Origin of the sequence: Limnohabitans sp. Rim8 (assembly GCF_945901735.1) — a bacterium.
Taxonomy (GTDB): domain Bacteria; phylum Pseudomonadota; class Gammaproteobacteria; order Burkholderiales; family Burkholderiaceae_C; genus Limnohabitans_A.
On record NZ_CAMDLM010000045.1, the window covers coordinates 1 to 19,638 of the forward strand.

The 19,638-nt window shown below is 58.9% G+C and carries 23 protein-coding genes; 16 read left to right on the forward strand and 7 right to left on the reverse strand.

Features of this window, described 5'->3' with window-relative positions; translation table 11 throughout:
- The coding region (locus Q0O99_RS16190; RefSeq protein ID WP_293753006.1) for a hypothetical protein at nt 1-231 on the forward strand (231 nt) is incomplete at its 5' end.
- A gap of 19 nt (nt 232-250) precedes the next feature.
- Here Q0O99_RS16190 and phnN read toward each other — a convergent pair.
- From phnN to phnF, 3 genes are read right to left on the reverse strand one after another with little or no spacing between them, the layout of a single operon-like run.
- Nucleotides 251-844 carry a phosphonate metabolism protein/1,5-bisphosphokinase (PRPP-forming) PhnN gene (phnN, locus tag Q0O99_RS16195; protein ID WP_293753007.1) on the reverse strand — a complete coding sequence of 198 codons (594 nt, stop codon included), beginning with the start codon at nt 842-844 and terminating at the stop codon, nt 251-253.
- Nucleotides 841-1,557, reverse strand: coding sequence for a DUF1045 domain-containing protein (locus Q0O99_RS16200; RefSeq protein WP_293753008.1), 717 nt, complete (start codon nt 1,555-1,557; stop codon nt 841-843). Before Q0O99_RS16200 ends, phnN begins: the two co-directional genes overlap by 4 nt.
- Nucleotides 1,547-2,317 (reverse strand): phosphonate metabolism transcriptional regulator PhnF, encoded by a 771-nt coding sequence (gene phnF, locus Q0O99_RS16205; RefSeq protein WP_293753009.1) that lies wholly within the window; start codon nt 2,315-2,317, stop codon nt 1,547-1,549. Before phnF ends, Q0O99_RS16200 begins: the two co-directional genes overlap by 11 nt.
- Before the next feature lie 73 nt (nt 2,318-2,390).
- Between phnF and phnG the strand changes: the two genes are divergently transcribed.
- The 13 genes from phnG to phnE (Q0O99_RS16270) all read left to right on the forward strand — a co-directional run bounded on the left by phnG (nt 2,391) and on the right by phnE (Q0O99_RS16270) (nt 12,995).
- Nucleotides 2,391-2,921, forward strand: a complete 531-nt coding sequence (gene phnG, locus Q0O99_RS16210) for a phosphonate C-P lyase system protein PhnG (protein WP_293753010.1) — start codon at nt 2,391-2,393, stop codon at nt 2,919-2,921.
- Entirely contained in the window at nt 2,918-3,565 is a 648-nt protein-coding gene (gene phnH, locus Q0O99_RS16215) for a phosphonate C-P lyase system protein PhnH (protein ID WP_293753011.1), read from the forward strand. Before phnG ends, phnH begins: the two co-directional genes overlap by 4 nt.
- Before the next feature lies 1 nt (nt 3,566).
- Nucleotides 3,567-4,670, forward strand: coding sequence for a carbon-phosphorus lyase complex subunit PhnI (locus Q0O99_RS16220; RefSeq protein WP_293753012.1), 1,104 nt, complete (start codon nt 3,567-3,569; stop codon nt 4,668-4,670).
- On the forward strand, nt 4,667-5,575 hold the full coding sequence (locus tag Q0O99_RS16225) for an alpha-D-ribose 1-methylphosphonate 5-phosphate C-P-lyase PhnJ (protein WP_293753013.1): 909 nt from the start codon (nt 4,667-4,669) through the stop codon (nt 5,573-5,575). The genes Q0O99_RS16220 and Q0O99_RS16225 overlap by 4 nt, the downstream gene beginning before the upstream one ends.
- On the forward strand, nt 5,572-6,033 hold the full coding sequence (locus tag Q0O99_RS16230) for a GNAT family N-acetyltransferase (protein WP_293753014.1): 462 nt from the start codon (nt 5,572-5,574) through the stop codon (nt 6,031-6,033). The genes Q0O99_RS16225 and Q0O99_RS16230 overlap by 4 nt, the downstream gene beginning before the upstream one ends.
- Before the next feature lies 1 nt (nt 6,034).
- The gene (gene phnK, locus Q0O99_RS16235) at nt 6,035-6,823 is read left to right on the forward strand and encodes a phosphonate C-P lyase system protein PhnK (RefSeq protein ID WP_293753015.1); all 789 of its coding nucleotides are present in this window, start codon (nt 6,035-6,037) and stop codon (nt 6,821-6,823) included.
- Between the two features lie 19 nt (nt 6,824-6,842).
- Entirely contained in the window at nt 6,843-7,547 is a 705-nt protein-coding gene (gene phnL / locus Q0O99_RS16240) for a phosphonate C-P lyase system protein PhnL (protein ID WP_293753027.1), read from the forward strand.
- A complete protein-coding gene (locus tag Q0O99_RS16245; RefSeq protein ID WP_293753016.1) occupies nt 7,544-8,695 on the forward strand; it encodes an alpha-D-ribose 1-methylphosphonate 5-triphosphate diphosphatase in 1,152 nt (383 codons plus the stop codon). Before phnL ends, Q0O99_RS16245 begins: the two co-directional genes overlap by 4 nt.
- Before the next feature lie 48 nt (nt 8,696-8,743).
- Entirely contained in the window at nt 8,744-9,295 is a 552-nt protein-coding gene (locus Q0O99_RS16250; protein ID WP_293753017.1) for a phosphonate degradation HD-domain oxygenase, read from the forward strand.
- A gap of 233 nt (nt 9,296-9,528) precedes the next feature.
- Nucleotides 9,529-10,317, forward strand: coding sequence for a phosphonate ABC transporter ATP-binding protein (phnC, locus tag Q0O99_RS16255; protein ID WP_293753018.1), 789 nt, complete (start codon nt 9,529-9,531; stop codon nt 10,315-10,317).
- Nucleotides 10,318-10,378: 61 nt separating this feature from the next.
- Nucleotides 10,379-11,269 carry a phosphonate ABC transporter substrate-binding protein gene (gene phnD, locus Q0O99_RS16260; RefSeq protein WP_293753019.1) on the forward strand — a complete coding sequence of 297 codons (891 nt, stop codon included), beginning with the start codon at nt 10,379-10,381 and terminating at the stop codon, nt 11,267-11,269.
- A gap of 23 nt (nt 11,270-11,292) precedes the next feature.
- Complete coding sequence (gene phnE, locus Q0O99_RS16265) at nt 11,293-12,165, forward strand: phosphonate ABC transporter, permease protein PhnE (RefSeq protein WP_293753020.1); 873 nt, start codon at nt 11,293-11,295, stop codon at nt 12,163-12,165.
- Nucleotides 12,162-12,995, forward strand: coding sequence for a phosphonate ABC transporter, permease protein PhnE (gene phnE / locus Q0O99_RS16270; RefSeq protein WP_293753021.1), 834 nt, complete (start codon nt 12,162-12,164; stop codon nt 12,993-12,995). The genes phnE (Q0O99_RS16265) and phnE (Q0O99_RS16270) overlap by 4 nt, the downstream gene beginning before the upstream one ends.
- 47 nt (nt 12,996-13,042) lie before the next feature.
- Here phnE (Q0O99_RS16270) and Q0O99_RS16275 read toward each other — a convergent pair whose 3' ends face one another.
- On the reverse strand, nt 13,043-13,543 hold the full coding sequence (locus Q0O99_RS16275; RefSeq protein WP_293753022.1) for a dual specificity protein phosphatase family protein: 501 nt from the start codon (nt 13,541-13,543) through the stop codon (nt 13,043-13,045).
- A 444-nt stretch (nt 13,544-13,987) separates the two neighbouring features.
- Complete coding sequence (locus tag Q0O99_RS16280) at nt 13,988-15,076, reverse strand: S8 family serine peptidase (RefSeq protein WP_293753023.1); 1,089 nt, start codon at nt 15,074-15,076, stop codon at nt 13,988-13,990.
- A 470-nt stretch (nt 15,077-15,546) separates the two neighbouring features.
- Here Q0O99_RS16280 and Q0O99_RS16285 point away from each other — a divergent pair, with 470 nt between their 5' ends.
- Complete coding sequence (locus Q0O99_RS16285; protein WP_293753024.1) at nt 15,547-16,326, forward strand: response regulator transcription factor; 780 nt, start codon at nt 15,547-15,549, stop codon at nt 16,324-16,326.
- Nucleotides 16,327-16,473: 147 nt separating this feature from the next.
- Here Q0O99_RS16285 and Q0O99_RS17540 read toward each other — a convergent pair whose 3' ends face one another.
- Nucleotides 16,474-16,674, reverse strand: coding sequence for an acyloxyacyl hydrolase (locus tag Q0O99_RS17540; RefSeq protein WP_367185255.1), 201 nt, complete (start codon nt 16,672-16,674; stop codon nt 16,474-16,476).
- A gap of 662 nt (nt 16,675-17,336) precedes the next feature.
- Between Q0O99_RS17540 and Q0O99_RS16290 the strand changes: the two genes are divergently transcribed.
- Entirely contained in the window at nt 17,337-17,921 is a 585-nt protein-coding gene (locus Q0O99_RS16290) for a HutD family protein (protein ID WP_293753025.1), read from the forward strand.
- A 98-nt stretch (nt 17,922-18,019) separates the two neighbouring features.
- On the opposite strand, the gene Q0O99_RS16295 is transcribed toward Q0O99_RS16290, so the two are convergent.
- Nucleotides 18,020-19,638, reverse strand: a 1,619-nt coding sequence (locus tag Q0O99_RS16295; protein ID WP_293753026.1) for an Ig-like domain-containing protein, incomplete at its 5' end; no start/stop codon positions are given.

Genomic DNA, 19,638 nt, shown 5'->3' on the forward strand with positions numbered 1-19,638 from the left:
GTGTCTACCAGCACCCGCAACTTCCCCAACCGCTTGGGCAAGAACACCAACGTGTTCTTGGCCAGTGCCGAGTTGGCAGCCATTGCGTCCAAGCTGGGCCACATCCCCACGGTGGCGGAGTACCACGAAGCCATGGGCATCGTGAACAAAGACAATGCAGCGATCTACAAGTACCTGAACTTCAACCAAATTGAAGAGTACGTGGAGAACGCGAAGGGTGTGACCGCCTGAGCGGCCATGGTAACTTGAGTCAAAAACGGCCCGTCGGGGCCGTTTGGCTTACTTGTTCCTTATCCTTTGCATCACAACTTTCGATTTCGCGTAAAAGTGCACGTCCAGCTTCTGCAAGGGAGCCATTGTTCAAAATCTCAATCGCCCCTTCGGGCACCGCAAAGGCGCTTGCACGCGCAACCCTTTGTTGGATTTCTTCGGGCGTTTCGCGCTGGCGCTGGGTCAGGCGCTGCGCCAGGGTCGCGGGGTCGGCGGTGATGTGCACCACTTGCAAGCCCGGATGGCTTTGCAAGGCTTGCGGCAAGTGGCCGCGCGAGCCGTTGACCAGCACCCAGTGCCCTTGTTGCAAACGCGCCAACTCGGTGTGCCTGATGCCGTAATGCAAACCGTTGGCTTGCCATGCCAGCGCAAAGGCGCCTTGGCTGCGCAAATGCTCAAAGCCCTCTGCGTCACTTGCTTCGTGCGCCTCTCCGCCCGCTGAAGCGGGACGGGTGATGGTGCGCTGGGCCCAGTGCACTTGTATTCCGGGCGGCAGGTTTGCGCGCAACCAACCCAGCACGCTGTCTTTGCCCGCGCCCGAAGGCCCCATCACGTAAATCAGGCGCCGGTTCATGCGGACAAGGCCATGGTGTCGACCAACTCAAAATCGGCCCCCGCTTGGGGTTCCACAAACAAGGCCAAGTGGCCAAAGCGGCAGTTCGGCAGGCCTTCAAAATGCGTTGTCGCCGCAGCTTGAACGGCGTTTTGAGCGTCAGGGGACAGATCGTTCAAGGGGCCTGTCAAAGACATGTGAAAGCGAAACTCGTCCAGCACCCAGGGGTAGCCCCAAGCCAGCAACAGGCGGTTTTGTTCTGGCGTCAATCGGGTTTTGCGCCGACGTGCCAAATCGGCCTCGCTCAGGGCCTCGGCCAAGGGGTGCAATTCAGTCACACAGGCCGCGGCGGTGGCCTGGATCTGAGAGAGGTCACCTTGCGGCACCAGCGCCAAAAAGCTTCCCATGCGGGTGACTTGAAGCGGGGGCATGTCAAACGCGGGCAGGCGGTGGGCCAGATCACGCAGGGCGCTTTGCACCGTGAGAAGGCTTTGCCCAGCGGCCAAGCGAAAGGGCGCTTTCAAGGTGGCATGCCAGCCGTAGCGCCGGGGGGCGGCGGTGCAGGCCTGAAAGACCGTGGCATCCACCCCGTCAATGACCGGTGGCGGGTAAGTGACGCCGCTGGCTGCGCAGCGGCCCAGCCATTGGCTGCCCGCGTGCCACCAATCGCCATGCACCTCGGGGACAAAGTACACCGCACAGCGATAAGGGTTCGCAGCTTGTTCAAGGTTCATCGTGTTTCACCGTCAACGTCACGCGGTCGCCCGCAAACCAGGCCATGGAAAATTCGATGGGCACGCCATGGGGGTCCAAATTCACACTGCTCACCAGCATCACCGGACGTGTGCTGGATTGGCTGAGCCATCGGGCCACCTCTTTGCTGGGCAGGCGGGCGCTGATGCGGCTTTCTTGCCTTTGGTAATCGGCCACGCCCAGTTGCGCAAAGCCTGTGGTGATCGAGCCGCTGGCCTGCACGATCTCGGCCAGGCCGGTAAACCGGGGCAAAGGAAAGTAGCGCTCGCTCACATGCAAGGGCTGGCCTGCGCCTTCGCCGAGCACCTGCAAAAACAGCAACGGGCTGTCCAGGGCCACTTGCAAGGCCAGGGCCTGATCGGCGTTGGCGGCCACCTCTTGGGCGTGCATGACCTGCAAGCCGCCCCGCAAACCGGCTTGGGCCAGGCTTTGGCGGTGCCGGCTGCGTTTGCCCAAGGCCAGATCGACGGCAAAAGCTTCGACAAAAGTACCGCGCCCCTGCGTGGCGTGCACCAGACCGCGCTGGTCCAAGTGGGCCAACGAACGGCGGATGGTGTGGCGGTTCACGCCAAACTGCTCGGCCAAAGCATGTTCCGAGGGCAAGCGCTCTCCGGGCCGGTACACGCCTTGGCCAATCGCGTCGGCCAGTTGTTGGGCAATGCGAGACCAGAAGCTGTCTCGTTCAGACGCTTGTTCTGCGCCCTCAGTTGGCGCGGTCAAAGAAGAAACCAGATTTGTCATGAAAGCTACACAGGGGTTACCTAAACTGGCGCTATTATGAAGTTGTATAGACAAGATGCAGGATGCCACGCCGATGTTGCAATCATTTGACAAGCCTGCGACAGCGCCAGCGAACCCCCGGGCCGAATGGATGGCCTTGCTGGCCCGCGCGCCGTTGCCCCTGCTTGAGCAGGGTCTGGCAGACCACACCCAAAGCACACCCCAATGGTTACGTCGGCCTGAAACCGGCTTGATGATGGTGCAAGGCCGCGTGGGCGGCGCCGGCGAAAAGTTCAACCTGGGCGAGATGACGGTCACGCGCTGCGCCCTGCGCTTGGCCCCCGCTGCCGCTAACACGCCAGATCCTGCGCTCAAGGACACCCCGGTGGGCGTGGCCTATGTGATGGGCCGCAACCACCGCCACGCCCAATTGGCAGCCGTGGCCGATGCCTTGCTGCAAATCCCCGCCGAATGGTCCGTGCTGGAGCAGCGCTTGCTGGCCCCCTTGCGCGCCCATGTACAGGAGGGACAAACGCGCCGCCATGCGCAAGCACAAACCACCAAGGTGGATTTCCTGACCGTAGCGCGTGAAGCCTCGGGCGTCGATGAAGAGGAGTCCTCATGAATGCGCAATCCATGCAGTCGATGGTGGCGGGCTTTGACAGCGAGGCCTTTGGCAGCCAAGCGGTGTTTCGTGTGGCCTTGCAGGCGCTGTCCCATCCCGGCCAGATCTTGAACATGCCCATGGACGCCCAATGGCCCCAGAGCGGCCATGGCGCCGCAGCCCTTTTGCTGTTGGGCCTGTTGGATGCCGACACCACCCTCTGGATGTCTGAATCGCTGGCCCAAAGTGACGCGACAGCGTGGTTGCGTTTTCACACCGGCTGCCTGTGTGTCTCTGACCCGCATGAAGCGCAGTTCCTTTGGCTGGCCCAAGGCCAATATCAAGGCAATGGTCAAGGCCAAGACCCCAACTGGCCCTCGTTGGCCCAGCTGCGCCAAGGCAGCGATGCTTACCCCGACCAATCGGCCACCTGCGTGATCGAGGTGCAAAGCCTGCAGGCCGGCGCCTCCGGTTGGGTGCTGCAAGGCCCCGGCATCGCCACGCAGCAGACCTTGCAAGTGCAGGGACTGGCGGCTGACTTTCAAGCCCAGTGGGCTGACAACCACGGCCGTTTTCCACAGGGTGTGGATGTCTTCTTGACCACACCCACCCAGGTGGTGGGCCTGCCGCGCACCACCCGCATTTTGAATTCACAGGAGGCCTGAGATGTACGTGGCCGTCAAAGGCGGAGAGACCGCCATTCTCAACAGCTACAAGCTGCTGGCTGAGCAGCGCCGTGGCGATCCGCAGCAGCCCGAGCTCACGGTAGACCAGATTCGCCAACAGCTCAAACTGTCGGTGGACCGCGTCATGACCGAAGGCTCGGTGTACGACCCCGAGCTTGCCGCCTTGGCCATCAAACAAGCCAGCGGTGATTTGGTGGAAGCCATTTTTTTGCTGCGCGCTTACCGGGCCACCTTGCCGCGTTTGGGCAACACCTCCCCCTTGGACACTTCGCGCATGCAGCTGGACCGGCGCATCTCGGCCACCTTCAAAGACTTGCCCGGCGGCCAGGTGCTGGGCCCCACCTACGATTACACCCAACGCTTGCTCGATTTCAGTTTGCTGGCCAATGCCCAAACCACGCTGATTGAGGAACCGCCCAAGGGCTTGGTCGATGTGCCCACCGCCGTGCCCCGCGTGGTGGACTTGCTCAACCAAGAAGGATTGATCGAAAAAACACCTTGTCCCGACAACGACCCGGCACCCATGGACCTGACCCGGTCGCCCTTGCGCTTTCCGGCAGACCGGGCCACCCGCTTGCAAAACCTGGCGCGTGGCGACGAGGGCTTTTTGCTGGCGATGGCCTATTCCACGCAACGCGGCTACGCGCACACCCACCCCTTTGTGGGCGAGGTGCGCCTGGGCCAAGTGGCGGTTGAAGTGGTGCCCGAGGAGCTGGGCTTCGCCATTTCGATCGGTGACATGGAAATCACCGAGTGCGAAATGGTCAACCAGTTCGCCGGCAGCAAAACCGAGCCGCCGCAGTTCACCCGGGGTTATGGCCTGGCCTTTGGCCACAGCGAACGCAAAGCCATGGCCATGAGCCTGGTGGACCGCGCTTTGCGGGCCGAGGAGCTTGGCGAAGCCATCGAGTCGCCTGCGCAAATGCAAGAGTTTGTGCTCTCGCACAGCGACAGCCTGGAGGCCTCGGGCTTTGTGCAGCATTTGAAACTGCCGCATTACGTGGACTTTCAGTCCGAGCTGGAGCTGGTGCGCAAAATGCGCGCGCAGCAAGCCAGCCCTGCGCTGCCGCAGGAGGCCCCATGAACCGCCTGCAGATCAGTGCCGAAGTGCAAAACGCCAGCACCGCGCCCGATGTCAACTTTGCGTACCTGGACGAGCGCACCAAGCGCATGATCCGCCGCGCCATCTTGAAGGCTGTGGCCATTCCGGGCTACCAAGTGCCGTTTGGCTCACGCGAAATGCCACTGCCCTACGGCTGGGGTACCGGCGGCATTCAGGTCACCGCTTCGGTCATTGGACCGAACGACGTCCTCAAGGTCATTGACCAAGGCTCGGACGACACGGTCAACGCGGTGAACATCCGCCGATTTTTTGAGCGAACAGCCGGCGTGGACACCACCACCCGCACCCATGAAGCCACGCTGATCCAAACGCGCCACCGCATCCCGGAAAAGCCTTTGACCGAAGGCCAAATCATCGTGTATCAGGTGCCTGTGCCCGAACCCATGCAGCGGCTAGAGCCACGCGAAACCGAAACCCGCACGCTGCATGGCCTGGCCGAATACGGCCTGATGCATGTCAAGCTGTACGAAGACATTGCGCGCTTTGGCCACATTGCCACCACCTATGACTACCCCGTCATGGTGAACCACCGTTACATCATGTCGCCCTCGCCAATCCCGAAGTTCGACAACCCCAAAATGCACATGAATCCGGCACTGCAGCTGTTTGGTGCGGGCCGAGAAAAACGCATTTACGCGGTGCCGCCCTACACCGCGGTCGAAAGCCTGGCCTTTGAAGACCACCCGTTTGAAATCCAGAAATGGCACGCCGTTTGCGCCCAATGCGGCGCGGCAGACTCGTTTTTGGACGAAATCATCACCGACGACGCCGGGGGCCGCAGTCATGTGTGCTCGGACTCGGACTATTGCCAGACGCGTCAAGACGAGGCGGGCCAGATCGGCGGCGCGGTCAAGGACCAGCCATGAACCTGCACATTCGCCAAGCCACGCAAGACGACTTGTCCCAGGTGCTGGCTTTGTACGCGCAGCCGGACATGGACGATGGCGATGTGCTTTTACTGCCAGAGGCCGTGGCGATTTTTGAGCAATTCCAGCGCTACCCGAATTACCGCTTGTTTGTGGCCTGTGAAGGAGGAAAAGGCGGCGAACAAGGGCCGGTGCTGGGCACTTATGCCTTGCTCATCATGCACATGCTGGCCCACCGCGGCACGCCTGCGGCGGTGGTGGAAGACGTGGTGGTCGATCAGGCGCACCGCAGCCAAGGTGTAGGCGCCTTGATGATGGACCACGCCAAATCCTTGGCCCAAGAAGCAGGTTGCTACAAGTTGGCGCTGTCGTCCAACCAAAAGCGCGAGCGCGCCCACGCTTTTTACGAGTCGCTGGGCTTTGAGCGCCACGGCTACAGTTTTTTGATCGAGATTTGACATGCCCACTTTGGACAACTCAGTGCCCTTGCTGCGCGTGCGTGGCGTGGGCAAACGCTATGGCGATCGCGTCGCGCTGGAGGATGCCAGCTTTGAGTTGTGGCCTGGCGAAGTCATGGCGGTGGTCGGTGAATCCGGCTCGGGCAAGACCACCTTGCTCAACGCCATTGCTGCCCGCAGCCGCCCCGATGTGGGCCAAGTGGAGTTTTTGGGCCGTGACGGCCAGCTGCAAGACATCTACACCATGAGCCAGGCACAGCAGCGTTTGCTGGGGCGAACCGATTGGGGCTTCGTGCACCAAAACGCCGCCGATGGCTTGCGCATGGACGTCTCGGCGGGCGCCAATGTGGGCGAGCGCCTGATGGGCTTGGGCGAGCGCCACTACGGCCAGCTGCGCAGCACCGCGCAAGAATGGCTGGCGCGGGTAGAAATCGACGCTGCGCGCATCGACGATACGCCCCGCACGTTTTCGGGCGGCATGCGCCAGCGCTTGCAAATTGCCCGCAACCTGGTCACCAGCCCCCGTTTGGTGTTCATGGACGAGCCCACTTCGGGCTTGGACGTGTCGGTGCAAGCGCGTTTGCTGGACATGCTGCGCCAGCTGACGCGCCAGATGCAATTGGCCGTGGTCATCGTCACGCACGACCTGGCGGTGGCCCGTTTGTTGGCCCACCGCATGATGGTCATGCAGCGCGGCTGCGTGGTCGAGGCGGGTTTGACCGACCAGGTGCTGGACGACCCGCAACACCCCTACACCCAGTTGCTGGTGTCGTCTGTCTTGCAACCTTGAACCCGCCCAACAAACCATGATGCTGCAAATGAAACAGGTGTCCAAGCGCTTCACGCTGCACCACCAAAACGGGGCCGAACTCCAGGTGTTGAACCAGGTGGACATGAGCGTGTCGGCCGGGGAGTGTGTGGTGCTCGATGGCCCATCGGGCATGGGCAAAAGCACCTTGCTCAAGCTGATGTACGCGAACTACCGCGCCACCAGTGGCCAGATCGAGGTGCAACAGGCCGATGGCCGCTTGCTCGAACTCACGCAGGCTTCGCCGCGCGAACTGGTGCGCATGCGCCGCGACACCATGGGCTATGTCAGCCAGTTCTTGCGCGTCATTCCCCGGGTGTCGGCGCTGGATGTGGTGGCCGAGCCCTTGATCGAAGACGGTGCCGAGCAGGCACCAGCGATAGAAGCTGCCCGCGAGCAAGCCCGCATGTGGTTGACGCGCTTGCGCATTCCCGAAGGCCTTTGGCACTTGCCCCCGGCCACTTTCTCTGGCGGTGAGCAGCAGCGCATCAACATCGCCCGCAACATGATCAAACCCCGGCCCATTTTGTTGCTGGACGAACCCACCGCTTCTCTGGACGCGGCCAACACCCAAACGGTGATCGACCTTATTCAAGAGGCGGTGGCGCGCGGGGCGGCTTTGGTCGGTATTTTCCACGACGCCCATGTGGGCGCAGCCGTGGCCACGCGCCGTTTGGACGTAGCCCAATTCAGGAGTGCAACTTGAGTACGACCGTTTTTAAAAATGCCAACATGGTCTTGCCCACCGAGGTGGTGCACGGCAGCTTGGCCGTGGCCGATGGCCGCATCACTGCCATCGACCAAGGGGCACAGACCAGCGGAGGCTGGGACTTGGAGGGCGACCACCTCATGCCCGGCTTTGTCGAAATGCACACCGACAACTTTGAACGCCACCTGATGCCCCGCCCCAAAGTGCAATGGGCCCCTTTGCCTGCACTGTTGGCCCACGACGCGGAGGTGACTGCCGCGGGCATCACCACGGTGTTTGACGCTTTGGGCGTGGGCGACACCGACCCCGAAAGCGTGCGGGGCGGCAACTGGAAAACCGTGCTCGAAACGCTGGACCTGTGCACACGTGAAAACCTGCTGCGCGCAGACCACCACCTGCATGTGCGCTGCGAGCTGCCAGCGTCCAACACCATCGACTTGTTCGAGCCATTTCATGCACACCCACGTTTGTCACTGATTTCCTTGATGGACCACACCCCCGGGCAGCGCCAGTGGGAAAACATCGAAGTCGCCCGTGTTTATTACATTGGCAAAAAAGGCTGGTCAGACGAAAAGTTCGATCGCCAAGTGATCCGTGCCGCTGAGTTGCAAGAACGCTACGCCCAACCGCACCGTGCCTATTTTGTTGACTACTGCAAAACCCACGGCCTGGCGCTGGCCAGCCACGACGACACCACGGCCGCGCATGTGCAGCAAGCCCATGCCGAAGGCGCCAGCATGTCCGAGTTTCCGACCACGGTGTTGGCCGCGCGCACCGCGCACGAGCTGGGCCTGCTGACCGTGATGGGCGGCCCCAATGTGGTTCGCGGTGGATCGCATTCGGGCAATGTGTCTGCGGCCGAATTGGCCAAGCTGGGCTTGCTGGACATCTTGTCTTCAGACTATGTGCCAGGCAGCATGCTCAGCGCGGTGGTGCGCTTGGTGGACGACGGCATCTTGACCTTGCCGCAAGCCGTGGCCACCGTGAGCCACCACCCGGCGAGAGCCACGCGCCTGACAGACCGGGGCCAAATTGCCTTGGGTTTGCGCGCCGATTTGATCCAGGTGCGGTTTGTGTCCCTGCCCAACGGTCAGCGCCATGCCTTGGTGCGCAGTGTCTGGCGAGAAGGCCAGCGTGTGATGTGAACCCCGGCCTTAACGCCTTGCAACAATCGTTTTTTTTGGAGTTGACCCATGTCCCTGACTTTGCCTGAAGTGGTTTCTTTGCTCGAACGCCGTGGTCAAAACCAATACGGCATGGAAGCCATCAACCAGCTCGAACACGCTTTGCAATGTGCCCATTTGGCGGAGCAAGCGGGTGAGACCTCCGAAACCGTGGTCGCCTCTTTGCTGCACGATTTGGGTCATTTGTTGGCTGCCGAGCGGCTGGGTGTGAAAGAAAACAACACCGACCAGGATGACCTGCACCAGTACATGGCGCTGCCGTTTTTGCGCGGCTTGTTCTCCGATGCGGTGCTCGAGCCCATCCGCTTGCATGTGGATGCCAAGCGTTATCTGTGCCTGATCGATCCCTCGTATTGGGCGTCTTTGTCAGCGGCCTCCAAGCACAGCCTGGAGCATCAAGGCGGTGTTTTCAACGAGGCCGAAGGCCAAGCTTTCATGTTGCAGCCGTTTGCGGCAGAAGCGGTGCGCCTGCGCCGGTACGACGACTTGGCCAAAGTGCCCGCCAAGGCTGTACCCGGTCTGGACCATTACGCGGCGTCACTGCGCCAAGTGGCGCTGTGATGGGTTGGCCCAGCGCAGGGCCAGCATGGCGGGGAATGTGCTGCCTCTGAGATGTAAGGGCTTGGAGAACACTCCGAAAGCCAATGCAACACTTGCTGTCTGGTTAAGGGTCAGACGGGGCTTGGGCTGTGAGGGGTGCATTCGCCAAAGTTAAGACGCCTGATCAATTTCATCAATTTGACATAGTAAAAACACATGATCTGAGCTTTTAGCGTCAGCCGAAAGCATTGGAAATGTTATATATCGACCACTTGGTTAAGCGTTACGGGAACCTCAGTGCGGTCAATGGCATCAGCCTTTCGGTGCCCGCGGGCAGTTTTGTTGGCGTGATCGGTCGCTCTGGTGCGGGCAAGTCCACCTTGTTGCGCATGATCAACCGCTTGGAAGACCCCACCTCCGGCAGCATCAAGATGGATTTGACGTCAGTGTCAGATTTGACTGGAGCGCCTTTGCGCGAATGGCGTCGTCAATGCGCTATGGTTTTTCAGCAGTTCAACCTGGTGGGTCGCTTGGACGTGCTGACGAATGTCTTGATGGGCCGCCTTTCCACAGTTCCCACATGGAGATCGGTGCTGCAACTGTGGTCCGTCGAAGACAAAGTCCGCGCCTTGGCAGCACTCGAGCGTTTTGACATGGCCGAGTTTGCCGCCAAGCGCTGCGATCAACTTTCGGGCGGCCAACAGCAACGCGTGGCCATTTGCCGGGCCCTGATCCAGGAACCCAAAATCATTTTGGCCGATGAACCGATCGCCTCTCTTGATCCGCGAAACACCAAAGCGGTGATGGACGCCCTCAAAACCATCAACCAAGAGTACGGTATCACCGTGCTGTGCAATCTGCATTCTTTGGACATCGCTCGCGAATATTGTGACCGTTTGGTGGGCTTGACCGCAGGCGAAGTGGTCTTTGACGGCGCGCCAGCCCAGCTGACAGAGCCTTTTGTGCGCCAACTTTATGGCGTTGAGGCCTCTCAAGTGAGCGACACCGACATGGCCAGCGTTGAGATGCTGGTCCACGCCTGAGCTTCCCCCTTTTTTTCCTCCCCACGCCATTTATGGCATTTTTTCATCTGAAGGACTATCCATGTTGAACCGTCGCAACCTGATCGCCATTGCTGCTGCAGTGCTCGCCACGGGCGCTCAAGCCCAAACAGCCGCTCCCAAAGAGCTGGTGTTCGCCGTTGTCCCCGCTGAAAACGCCTCTATGGTGGCCGACCGTTACAAAGACTTTTTGGAATACCTGTCCAAAGAAACTGGCGTGAAAGTGACCTTGCGCGTGGCCGCTGACTACGCTGCCGTGATCGAAGGCCAACGTGCCGGTCAGATCCACATTGGTTACTACGGCCCGACCGCCTACGCCCGTGCCCGCATGACCGGTGCCAACATCACCCCCTTTGTCACCGAAACAGCCAAAGGTGGCGTGCGCGGTTATTACGCCGTGGTGTATGTGAAAGCCGATTCGGCCTACAAAAAGATCGAAGACCTGAAGGGCAAAAACTTCGGTCTGGTCGACCCCAACTCCACATCGGGCAACGTGGTGCCACGTTTCGCCTTGGACAAAATGGGCATCAACCCAGACAACTATTTCGGCAAAGTGGTCTACACCGGCAGCCATGTGAATGCCGTGATGGCCCTGAACCAAGGCACTGTGGATGCCGCCGCGAACTGGTGGAACAACGAAGAAGACTCTGAACTCATGCGCATGGTCACCAAGGGCATGGTCAAGAAAAACGATTTCCGCATAATCTTCAAGTCGGACCTGATCCCCGCTTCGCCAGTGGCTTACTTGGACAGCTTGCCAGCCGATCTGAAAGTCAAAATCGAGCAAGCCTTCTTGCAAGCCCATGTGAAAAACAAGACTGCTTTTGACAAGCTGTCTGACGGCAAAAACGAACCCTTCGTCAAAGTGACCCACGCTGAGTTTGAGCCTGTAGTGGCCATGAACAAGTTTGTGGACAACCTGCGCAAGAAGTAATTCCTGCCACCCCAGCACTCACCATGGTCAATCACCCCGAACACAACGCCTTGTTGCAGGCCTACAAGCTGTCGACCCTTCGGCGTCGCCAGCAATTCGGAAGCGGTGTGGCCATGGTTTTGTTGCTCTCGATGTTGGCCGCATGGATGGCCGAGGTGGACTTGGTGAAGTTTTACGACAACATCGGCAACTTCACCAGCTACATTGGCCGCATTTTTTATTTGGAATCCGGGCAAGCGGTGATACGCGACCCGTTTGAATGGTTTTGGGGTCTGAACAAGTGGATGGCGTTGCTGGGTGAGACCTTGATGATGGCCTACGTAGGCACGCTTTTAGGTACATTGGGTGCCGTCTTGTTTTGCTTCACGGCCAGCAAAAACGTGACCCACTCGGAGGCCTTGGTTTTTGTCACTCGACGCTTCATGGAGTTTTGCAGAACCGTTCCGGAATTGGTGTTTGCATTGATTTTTGTGGTGGCTTTCGGCTTGGGGCCCATGGCCGGCGTTTTGGCGATCGCCATCCACACCATGGGTGCTTTGGGTAAATTATTTGCCGAAGTGGTCGAAAACATCGACATGAAACCCATCCACGGTGTGGTGGCCACGGGTGCCAATTGGGTTCAAAAAATCCGGTTTGCGGTGCTGCCTCAAGTCATGTCCAACTTTGCCAGCTACGCCCTGCTGCGCTTTGAAATCAACGTGCGGGGAGCCGCCGTTTTGGGTTTTGTGGGTGCAGGCGGCATTGGCGAAACCTTGATTTCGGCCATACGTAAATTTTATTACGCAGATGTCAGTGCGCTTTTGATTTTGATCATCCTCACCGTGGTGGTGATCGACAGCTTGACAGACAAACTGCGCCACCAATTGATCGGCTCGGGCCCCGAAAGCAAAGCATGACCTCGGACGCCCAAATCACCAAATACCCCCAGCATTTCCGCATGGTGACCCGTCGCCGCGTGATCACCATCACGTTGCTGGTGACGATGCTGGTCTTGTTGATTTTGAGTTTTTATCGCCTGGATTTCAGCCTCGCGCGGATCTTCAGTGGTGTCTCGAAACTGTTCGACGTCACCCGCCTGATGTTCCCACCGGACCCCGGTTGGGGCCCGACTTTGCTGCGTTACCTGCACGCCATGGCTGAGACCGTGGCCATTGCGTTTTTGGGAACATTGATTTCGGCGATATTGGCTTTTCCACTGGCCTCATTGGCGGCCCGCAACACCAGAATCAACCTCGTGATGCACTTTTTGGCACGCCGTACCTTTGACACTTTGCGCGGCGTGGACACGCTGATCTGGGCCTTGCTCTGGATCAATGTGGTGGGTTTGGGTCCATTTGCCGGTGTGTTGGCCATCATTTGCTCCGACCTGGGTTCCTTTGGCAAGTTGTTCTCCGAAGCCATTGAGGCCGCTGATCGCAAACCGGTGGAAGGCATCACATCCACAGGTGGCAGCCGTATTCAGCAGATTCGCTTTGGCATCGTTCCGCAAGTCTTGCCTGTGTTCTTGAGCCAAGTGTTGTATTACTTTGAATCCAACACCCGAAGTGCCACCATCATCGGCATTGTGGGCGCGGGCGGCATCGGGCTCATTTTGTCAGAGCAAATTCGCACGCTGGAGTTCCAGCAAGTTTCATTTGTCATTTTGATGATTTTGGTGACCGTCTCGGCCATCGATTGGCTCTGCTCAAAACTGCGTTTCAAGGTGATTGGTCAGTCCCAGCATTGATGGACAATCATCACCTTTGAGGCAGATGCATGTCTGCTCGCTCAGGCTTATCGAGGCAACTCAAAGGCTTGCACGTAAGCCTCTTGCTTGAGGGTTTCAATCGCGCCGGGGCGGTGCTTTCGGACATGCTTCACGGCCTCGTCAGTGGTCCAACCCCAAGTCTTGAAAAGTGTAGCGACCAAGGTCCCTGATCGGCCCTTGCCGTGCGCGCAATGCACCAAGACTGGGCCTGATTGCAGGGTTTGGGTCAAGGCTGGTATCAAGCGACGCCATTGGGCTGTGACCGCCAAGGTGGGAACGCCAAAATCCACCACGGGCAGTTGGTGCCAAGTGATGCCGTGCAGTCCCAAATGGTGCGAAAGGCTTTTGGCACCTAGTCGCTCGAGTTCAGCGGTTTCAAGCAAACTCACCACGGTGCGAATACCCTGCTGTTTCAAATGCTCGACGTCTGCGACCAAAATTTCCTCGGGTGCAGCCGCGGAATCACCCCTTCCAGGGCAGGAAGACAGGGCGATCTGGCCGTGCCAAGGCGTGGGCACGAAATCCATGTCAAGCGCTGAAAGGTTTTTGCTGTTCACTTTGCCTTTTTAGCGTAGGTGTGCGACGCCCAAATGACAGGCCGCAAACGCTGTTGACCAAGCAAGACTTTGTCCTGGGTGGTCCAGAAACTGCGCCCGCCCTTTGGGGGTCAAGTCGTTCAAGACAGACTGAAAGCGCTGCGACTTCGGGCGCAGGGCCTCGTGACCGGCAAACGGCTGACTCAGGGCCGTTTGCATTCTGCCCAACCGCTCGCTGTGCAGTTGGTAAGGGAAGACAACAGCGGTTTGGTCAACGCTGAGAGGCAGGGCTGCGCTTGTCGCCGCCCAAAATGCGTTTAGCTAAAAATCTCGGTCAGTTGGCCCTTTATAAGTAGCCACGCAGATCCAAATGAGCAGGTTTTCATAAACCAAAAAATTCAACAAGGGTGATCGTGCGGTTGGATTTCCTATCCGTCATGAGCCCTTCATGACTGGCAGACCGGCCAGCCCGCGCGGCACACAGCTGGCGCAGGCAGCCACAGGCTCGACCTGGCGAGAAAACTGGTGTATTTCATTCATAAAATCGGCCTGTGTTTTGCTCGGATGGTGCGACAACCAAAGCGAAATAAAACCCGCCACGATGGGCGCGGCGTAACTGGTACCGACCCCGCGGTGTTGCGATGAGGGGCGGTCTTGGCCAAAAAAATTAGGTTCGTAACTGGCCACTTTGAGTTTGTTCACCGACCATTCACCATGGCCTGACAAAGCTGGCCCGCCGCCTGGCGCATACACCACCGTGCGCGGGTCCAGAGCTGAATAAGGCGCGATGTGGTTGTTTGCATCCAGCGCACCGACCGAAATCACGCCTTTGCAATTGGCAGGCTCTTGCAAGGATTTATGGAAGTTATTGCCTGCAGCGGCCACCACAAAGATGTTTTGCTCCAACACGCGGCTGATCAATCGCTGTAAATCAGCGCCGCACGAGGCATAACCACCGGACAAGCTCAAATTGATGATGCGCGCTGGATGGGGGTTGTCTGGCACGTCCTTGACCGGCAAACCTGCAGCCCAGGCAATGGCGTCCAGCAAGTCTTGGCGTGAGGTGGCGCAGGCGCCAAACAACCGCACAGGCACAATTTTGGCAGCGGGATTCACGCCCCAAACACCCCCCACCCCGTTGCCGGCGATCAGGCTGGCGACCTCGGTGCCATGAACGCGAAATGAAGCAGAGAGCAAGCGTTCGCCACACTGGACATTCCGCTCATCGGGGTTGAAATTACCGGAACGGCTGTTGCGCAAATTGTTGCGTCCTGAAACCATGTCGTAACCGGGCAGCAACTGGCCTTCTAAGCTGGGATGGCTGGCAATCACGCCACTGTCAATCACCGCCACCACAATGCGATGCGGTCCGGGTTGATTAGTGGCGGTGTTGATGGCCGAGGGTGCCGCCTGCGCACCACCGACGCGCCCCAAATGCCAAGGAATTTCTTGCCCCCAGGACAGTCCGCTCCACAACACAAGGATGCAAGCCCACTGGGCGGGCAAGGCCAGGGAATTGCCCATGAAATGAGTGACCCGGCGAACGCACGAAACGGACGAAGCGGGAAGGAACGTAGCGGTGGACAGAAATGACATCTCAAAACCCCTGCGAAACGTGGGTTAAATCCCGTTGCCAGAACCGGCACATGGGAAAACCCATCAGTGAAGCGGAGGTTATGCTTTAAGATATGTAAAATCAAAGTTAACAAATAACAGAAAATAAAGTCCGTAACAATTTATAAACCTTTGATTTATATAGACTTTTCTAAAACACCTCAATTCGTATGCCAACATTTCATTACACCGATCAGCGCGCCCCTCAGGCAGCATGGATGCAGGCAAAAAAGGGACTCAAACAAGACGTAAGGAAAAATTACAAATCAACAGCTATCGACATGAATCACCTGGGGGAGAAAGCAGACTTACGGACCCCACCAGGGTTTACGTCGCACCAGAACCAGTCAACTGACGTTCCGAATCCAAACTGAAATCCCATGTCCCGCACCATCCTGATCGTTGATGACGACAAAGTGAGCCTGCGATTACTCAAGTCGTACTTAGAAAAATACCAATATGAAGTGCGATCAGCCGATGACGGCCACAGTTTCTTGGCTGAGTTTGAGCTCTACAAAGATGATCTGTGCTTGGTGATTCTGGATGTGATGCTGCCGGACACCGATGGCTTTACCTTGTGCCAAACCGTTCGCCAACAATCCAAGGTACCGATCATCATGCTGACCGCCAGCTCGGACGATACCGACCGCATCGTCGGATTGGAGTTGGGTGCAGATGACTACATCGCCAAACCGTACAACCCGCGTGAATTGTTGGCCCGCATCAAGGCTGTACACAGGCGCACAAACTTCAGCAACGCCTCAGACAAAGCGCGTTTTCTGTGTTTTTCAGGTTTCACCATGGATTTGCTCGAGCGCCAACTGACCGATGCCGAAGGCGCAACCGTTTTGCTCACCAGCATGGACTTTAATTTGTTGCGTTTTTTTGCCGAACATGCGGGCGAGACCTTGGACCGCACACAGCTGATGGAGCAAACCCGGGGGCGCGATCTCGGCCCCCTGGACAGGTCTTTGGACGTGCAAATCAGCCGCCTGCGCCTGCGTTTGCAGGACGACGGCAAAAACCCCACCCTGATCAAAACCGTGCGCGGCAGCGGCTATGTGTTTTCAACCGATGTGAGCAAACTCGACGACGCACCCAGCGCCAGCGCCGTGAGCATGCTGGTCCGGCCGATGGGATCGAAAAACCCGATTCACTGAGGGGCAACGCGAGCAAAGTGCCAATCTGTGGGCCTGCAAGCCACTGTTCGGTCACTGTGGTTTTGGAAAAGCCCCTCAAGACGCACGGCTTGAAGGGCTTTTTTCGCCGAATGCGGCGATCCGGGGCGCAAGCAACTTTGACGCAGGTTAAAAATCGCGACCCAAGGTGAATCGAAGCGCTTCTAGACCGTGGTTCGGATCTTCGTAGCCGCCATTGCTGATGTGCATCAAACCTATGCCCAACTTGGTCTTTTCGTTGAGGCGATGGGAGACATCAAAAGTGGTCCTGAAATTGACACTGCCGCTCAGGGAGCGAACTCGGTCATCCCCCGTGATGGTTTTGCCAATTCCCGGTCCAAACCATGAACGTGCCTTGACCGTTTAGGATGGCCGACGCGCGTTACCTCAGACCGTAAAAGCTGCTGGGTTTGGACTGGTAAGACACATCCATGACGGTTTTTCCCTTTGTCAAGGAAAGTTCCCACTCTTTGTTGTGTACATCGGTCACGTAGGAAACAGAACAGGGGATCCCATGGGCGTGGTGGCTCAGGCGTTCCCTGCTAACCCAATGCCGAGCAGCCCAAACGCCCGGCGCACATCCTGTGGGCGCTGCTCATCGCCCGCATCTAAGAGGCGCTCCCGCTTTTGTGCCCGTTCTGCGCAGGCCAAACGACTGATTCACCCGGCCTTTGCAAAAGCAGGCAGTCAATCGGTTGCACCCGATGGCCGAGTACCAGCATTTTTTTCTGCGAAAGCCTTTCACAATGCACGCAATCCAAGTGCGAGAGCAATTGGCTCAAGCCACCCGAAAGTCGGCTCCATTGAGCGTAAAGTTGTTAGACCCGCGCGTTTCGAAAGAGCTCGTGGTTTTTTTGTCGCCCAGCCGATGTGGCCATGCCCTCGTTTTTCTGAGCACGTTCAAACGACTGGGCAAAATGGGCCACAAGGCCTAGGGGTGGTAGCGCGTTCATCCGCCACAATGGGGGCCATTTGACGATTCTTTTATCCCCATGACACGGCACCGATTTGACCTGCAAGACCTGCCTGCAACGCCTTGGAAAAACGGCGGTGGCCTGACCCGCGAAGTGCTTTGGCAACCCGCGGGCGCCAGCTTGGATGATTTTGATTGGCGTGTGAGCGTTGCTCAAATTGACAGCGATGGGCCTTTTTCCGCCTTTCCCGGCATTGACAGGGTGATCACCTTGATCGACGGTGTGGGGGTGCAGTTGCGCAGCGAGGGGGGCCAAGTTCAGCATCGCTTGAGTACGCCGCTGTCGCCCTTTGCGTTTTCTGGAGATTTGGCCATTCAAGGCCATTTGCTGGATGGGGCTTGCCAAGTGTTCAACGTCCTGACGCGCCGCTCCGTGTGCCGCGCCCAAGTGCAAGTTGTGCGCAGCGCCTTTGACTGGCCAGCCCACAGCCAGGGCCTGTTCATGGCGCTGCAAGGCCAGTGGCAGATAGGCGGCGATGAGGCCCAGCCACTGATGCCCAATCAAGGCCTGTGGTGGCAAGGCGTGGCGCTGTCTTGGCAACTTCGCCCACAGGGCGCTGACCCGGTGCTTTTGGGCCTGAATTTGACGCATTTGGCCTTTTGATAGGGTGGCAGGCAAGCCCCGCCACCGGCCTGCGCACCTGTTCAAGCCCTGCCAGCTTGGCTGCGCTCAAGCGCAGTCAAGCTGGCGTGACACGCTTTTTAGACAGGGAACAAGCTGTTGTTGACCAAGGCAAATGCCAAGGTATCGCTGGTCTGCCAGTTGGCAGGGTTGTCGGCGGCGAGTAAGAAGGCAGGCAGGTCATTGAAGTCGTAACCGCCCGAATAGCGCGCGTTGTCCAAGCTCAGGCTCACCGAGGTGGCGCCGATAGAAGCCGGCACATCGCCTGCAGCGGCGCCGCCCACGTTGAGTGAGGCGAGCAACTGGGTTACGGTCACGCCGCCTGCCGAACCATTGGCCAGCGCAGCGATATCACCGAGGAAGGCATAAACCGTCTCGCCTGAAGCGCTCAAGCCGCCCTTAGCGCCGAGTGCCGTGCCTTTGTCCGCCAGCGGTCCGCTGGCCGCGTCGGGCTGAATCGTCACGATGGTGCCGGCCGCGTAGTTTGTGTCGGCTGTCCAGATGAAAGCTGACTCTCCGGAGGCCGGCATGCCGTTCGCTTCGCTGTAGTCCCGGTCCGTAAAACCAATCTTGGTGTCTTTAGCGATGTCTTTGAGAATTGCAAAGGCGAAAGCATCGGTCGCATCGCCGTTGGCGCCCAGGAAGACCAGGTCGCCCACGCCCAGCGTGCTGCTGGGCACGGCCGGTAAGGTGTGGCCGGTGTTGATGGTGCCCTGTGAGCCCGCGGATGGCGCAGCCCAGGCCAGTTGCTCATACAGGGTGCCGGTGCCCCCGATTTGCAGCGTCAGGCCAGCGGCCTCCGTGCCCGATTGGCTGACACCGATGTCGGTGCTGGTCAGGCCGATGGCCGGCCCATTGGTCGCCGCGAAGCTGCCTTCGTAGCTGAGGAACTGCACGACTTGGTTAGAGGCATTGACGAGTGCGATGGCATCCGGGGCACCGTTTTGCAGGCCCGTGATGGCGAAAGTCAATTCGCCAAATCCAGAGTTATTCTCGTTGTCGATGGTGCCACTGAGGCTGCCCAGGGGTGTGTAGCTCTGGCCGTTCGAGCCGTTGTAAGGCACCACGCTCCAGCCCGCCAAGTTGGTCCCCGCAGGCCCGAAGATGCTTACACCCTCCCCGCTGTCATTTCCCACGTTGTCATAGTGGATCTCGCTGACAAACACCGGTGTGCCAGCCGTCACCGTGAATTTCAGCGCATCCGCGCCTACCAAGCCCGCATGGTCGTTGCCCTTGGCGTCTTCAATGGCACCGGCTGAGATCTCCACGGCGTAGCCTTTGCCCAGCGCCAGTGTTTTCACAGGGTCTATGGTGACGCTGCTGCCCGAGACGGTGACCCGGTCGGAGGTGACGTCCAGGGTCTCAAGCACCAGGCCGTTGATCTGGTGGCGGATGGTGATGGTGCCGCTGCCCTTGACCAACGGCTCGTTGAAGTTCATCACCACGTTGGCTGTGGGCGCCACGCCGGTGGCCATGGCGGCCGGGGTCGAGGAGCTCAGCACAGGACCGGTGGTGTCTGACACCGTGGCATTGACCACGGCCTGCGCAGGCAGCGACACGGCGTCGTTGCCCACCAGGTCTTGCAGCGCGTTGGCGTCGTTGGCGCTTGACGGGTCGGTGTAGGCCAGCGTGACGGTTTCCCCCACCAGGACCGCAGTGGCCAGGGTCAGGGTGGCGGTTTGCCCGAGCACCGCCACCT